2 protein-coding genes are annotated in these 3,708 nt (G+C 69.9%); both read right to left on the reverse strand.

The genetic code is table 11. The features are described from left to right. Positions 1 to 2,165, reverse strand: a 2,165-nt coding sequence (locus WA805_RS22815) for a nitrate- and nitrite sensing domain-containing protein (RefSeq protein WP_425243366.1), incomplete at its 3' end; no start/stop codon positions are given. Between the two features lie 163 nt (positions 2,166 to 2,328). Next, the gene (locus tag WA805_RS22820; RefSeq protein WP_425243367.1) at positions 2,329 to 3,531 is read right to left on the reverse strand and encodes a pyridoxal phosphate-dependent aminotransferase; all 1,203 of its coding nucleotides are present in this window, start codon (positions 3,529 to 3,531) and stop codon (positions 2,329 to 2,331) included. Positions 3,532 to 3,708: the final 177 nt, after the last annotated feature.

The following is a 3,708-nucleotide window of genomic DNA, read 5'->3' on the forward strand; positions in this document are numbered from 1 at the left end:
GTGAATGACTCCTTCGCGAGCTGCCGCGACCGCCGGTCGATGTACCGGCGCGACTCCCGGCCTGTGAGGCTGGCGGGCAGCCAGACCAGGGCGGACACGCCCTGCGGCGCCGCCGCCTGCAGCCGGACTCGCACCCCGTGCCGCGCCGCCAGCCGGGATACCGCGAACAGCCCCATGTGCCTGGACACCGACACGTCGACGAGCGGCGGGTTGTCGAACCGCCAGTTCATCTCGGCGAGCCGGGTCGGCGGGATGCCGATCCCGGCGTCGCTGACCTCGAGCAGCACCCCGCCGGTGGACACTTCCTGGCCAGTGAGCTGCACCGGGGTGTCCCTGGGGGAAAACATGGTGGCGTTCTCGATGATCTCCGCGAGCAGGTGCACCACGTCGGCAGCGGCCTGCCCGGAGACGACGATCCCAGGCTGGATGTTGAGCACGATCCGGCCGTACTGCTCGATCTCCGACGTCGCGGCCCTGGCCACGTCCGCGAGCGGCACCGGTTCGCTCCACTTGCGCACCGGTTCCTCGCCGGCGAGCACCAGCAGGTTCTCCGAGTTGCGGCGCATCCGGGTGACCAGGTGGTCCATGGCGAACAGGCTGGACAGCCGGTCGGGATCGTCTTCGTTCTGCTCGAGTTCGTCGATCATCCGGGTCAGCCGGTCGATCAGCGGCACGCTGCGCCGGGACAGGCTGATGAACATCGCGCTGACGTTGCCGCGCAACAGCGCCTCGTTGCCGGCCAGCCGCACGGCCTCCTGGTGCACCTGGTCGAAGGCGCGGGCCACCCGTCCGATCTCGTCGGTGGAGTCCACGCCGATCGGCTCTACCCCGCGGCTCACGTCCGGCTCGGCGGACTGGCTGAGCTCGGCGACCCGGGAGGGCAGCCGGATCGACGCGACCTCGAGCGCGTCCGCCTGCAGCCGCCGCAGCGGCTCGACCAGGGACCGTGCGACGATGAGCGTCGCGATCAGCACCAGCAGGAGTACCCCGGCGGTCACCGCGCCGGCGAGCGTCGCCGACTCGCGCGCACCCTGCTGGAGCATCGTGCTGCGCGCCACGATCCCGCCCGCCACCTGCAGCTCGATCGTGCGCATCCGGTTGATCGTGTCCGTCATGGCGTGGTACCACAGGTCCGGCGCCGTGGCCGGGGTAATGACGGCCGAGCCCTTGGGGCTGAGGTTCTTGACGTCTTGCAGGTTCTGCGCCTGGCTGATGAAGTTGCCGAGCAGCTGCGCGGTGTCCACTTCGGGGCTGGCCACGGTGCTGAGGAAGGCGTCCTGCTCGGCGGGCGTGGCGGACGCCTGGAAGGCCATCAGGTCGGCCTGCTCCAGCTCCGCCGCGGTGGTCAGCGCCTGCAGTCCGCCGGCGTCGGCCAGCGCGGCCGGGTCGTTGGCCGCGGACTCGATGAGGGCGGCGTAGAGGATCGCGCGCTGCTGCGAGGCCTGGTCCTTGGCCCGGGAGATCGCGCCGAGGGTGCGCACCTCGTCCGATAGCGCGGGGTCTCCGCTGCCGCTCGTGATCTCGTCGTTCAGGTTGAACAGGTCGGCGATGGCCTCGGAGTACGCCTGGATCGCGGCCGACGGCGTCTGGCCGGTGAGCTGGGAGCGGAGCGCGGGGATGAGGCCGATCTGCGAGACGACGGTCGCGGCCCTGGCCTGGGTGGTCGCCGGGAACTGCGCGCCGATCTGCTCCGTCAGGTTCAGTGTCCGCGTCGCCGCCGCGTTGGTCGCCGCCTGGGCGCTCGCCTGCACGGCCATGTCGGGCGCCGCGCCCTCCTTGAGCCCCTTGAGCACCGCGTCCGGCTCCTTCGCGGCGGTCGCCGCCGCGATGACCCTGTCGTCGGCGAGCACCGCGGCGGACATGTCGCGCTCGGTCTCCATCGCCTGGGCCAGCGCGGTGACCTGCTCGCCGAGGACGGCCAGCTGTGTGGTGCGGGCGAACGAGCTGGCGGTCCCGATAGCGGACGCGACCCGCAGCCCGCCGAAAACCAGGCCTATGACCAGCGCCATCACGATGACCGCGACAAGCCGCCGCGAGACGGGCCAGTTGCGCAGCGCCAGGGAGGCTCGCGAGGGGAGCGGGGGGAAGTGCGGGCGGAACGATCTCCGCGACACCGCGGCATGGCCAGCGGGCCGCTCGCTGCCCGGAACGTCAGGGCTCGTCATAGGCTCCGCCGCCCTCGCCTGTGTCGGACGAGCAACACCAGACCACCTCGTCCGGTACCGAAATATGACTAGCTGGTTAGTGTAATCCCGATCACGCTGCCAATGCGGCCAAATCGTTATTTACGGATTGTTGGCCGAATTGTGGCAGTTTGTCGGGAGGGAGTTAACCGAGCAGCGACGTGATCGCGTCAAGCGCCACCTGGATGTTGGCCACCGAGTTCGCGTAGGAAAACCGCAGGAAGCCCTCGCCCCACGGCCCGAACGCGGTGCCGGGCAGCGCGGCGACGCCCGCCTTGTACAGCAGCCTGTCGGCCAGCTCGCTGGCGGTCAGGCCGGTGCCTCTGATGTTCGGAAACGCGTAGAACGCTCCCTGCGGCTCGACGCAGCTGACACCCGGAATCTCATTGAGGCCGCCGACAATCACGTCGCGCCGCGTGCGGAATTCGGCGACCATCTGCGCCACCCCGTCCTGCGGCCCGTCGAGCGCCGCGATGGCCGCGTACTGGCTGAACGCCGAAGTGCACGAGACCGAGTTGATGGCCAGCCGGGTGATCGGCTCCACGAGGGCGGGCGGGAAGACGCCGAAGCCGAGCCGCCAGCCCGTCATCGCGTACGTCTTTGACCAGCCGTCGAGCAGGATCGTCCGGTCCGCCATGCCGTCGAAGTCGAGCACGCTCGCGTGCCCTGCTTGCCGTAGGGGGGACGGCCCCTCTGCAACCCCCCGGTCATACCTGATCGCCCAGTACACCTCGTCGGAGAGCACCACCAGGTCGTGGCGCTGCGCGAGCTCGGCGATCGCGGCGCAGTCCTCGCGGGTCAGCGCGCTGCCGCACGGGTTGTGCGGGGAGTTGATGATCAGCAGCCTGGTGCGCGGGGTGATCAGCCGCTCGAGTTCGGCGACGTCGATCCTGAAGTCGTTGGACTCGCGCAGCGGGATCGGTACGGGCGTCGCGCCGGCGAACGAGGTGATCGACTCGTACATCGGGAAGCCGGGGTCCGGGTAGAGCACCTCGTCACCGGGTCCGGCCAGCGCGAGGATCGTGAAGAACATGATCGGCTTGGCGCCGGGCGTCACCACCACGCGGTCCGGGGGCACCCGCATCCGCCCGGTCCGTTCCAGGAACGCGGCGACCGCCTCGCGCAGCGCCGGGATCCCCGGCGCGGGCACGTAGTGCGTGTGGCCGGTTCGCAGCGCCTCGACCGCGGCCTCGACGATGTGCCCGGCCGTCGGGAAATCGGGCTCGCCGATCTCCAGGTGAACGATCGTCTGCCCGGCGGCCTCCAGGGCCTTGGCCCTGGCGAGCACCTCGAACGCGGACTCAGTGCCGAGCCGCCCCATCCGTTCGGCAAGCCGGAACTCCGTCATGCCCCGATGATAGGTTTCACCCCCGCCCGTCAAAACCCCGCCCCGCCCGTCGCTAACCATCTCGCGACGCTGCCCGCGCCGCCGCCGCGCCTCGCCACTTCAACTCTCTATCAGTTCCGTGGGGACGAATCGATAAATCGGGCAAATCGGTCATAGAAGTGGTCATAACTGATAGAT

It is taken from the genome of Trebonia sp. (assembly GCF_049794275.1).
Taxonomy (GTDB): domain Bacteria; phylum Actinomycetota; class Actinomycetes; order Streptosporangiales; family Streptosporangiaceae; genus Trebonia.

Bases quoted from the DNA above. Each gene is read 5' to 3' on its own strand.
- WA805_RS22820 (WP_425243367.1), bottom strand. From the start codon at position 3,531: ATGACGGAGTTCCGGCTTGCCGAACGGATGGGGCGGCTCGGCACTGAG.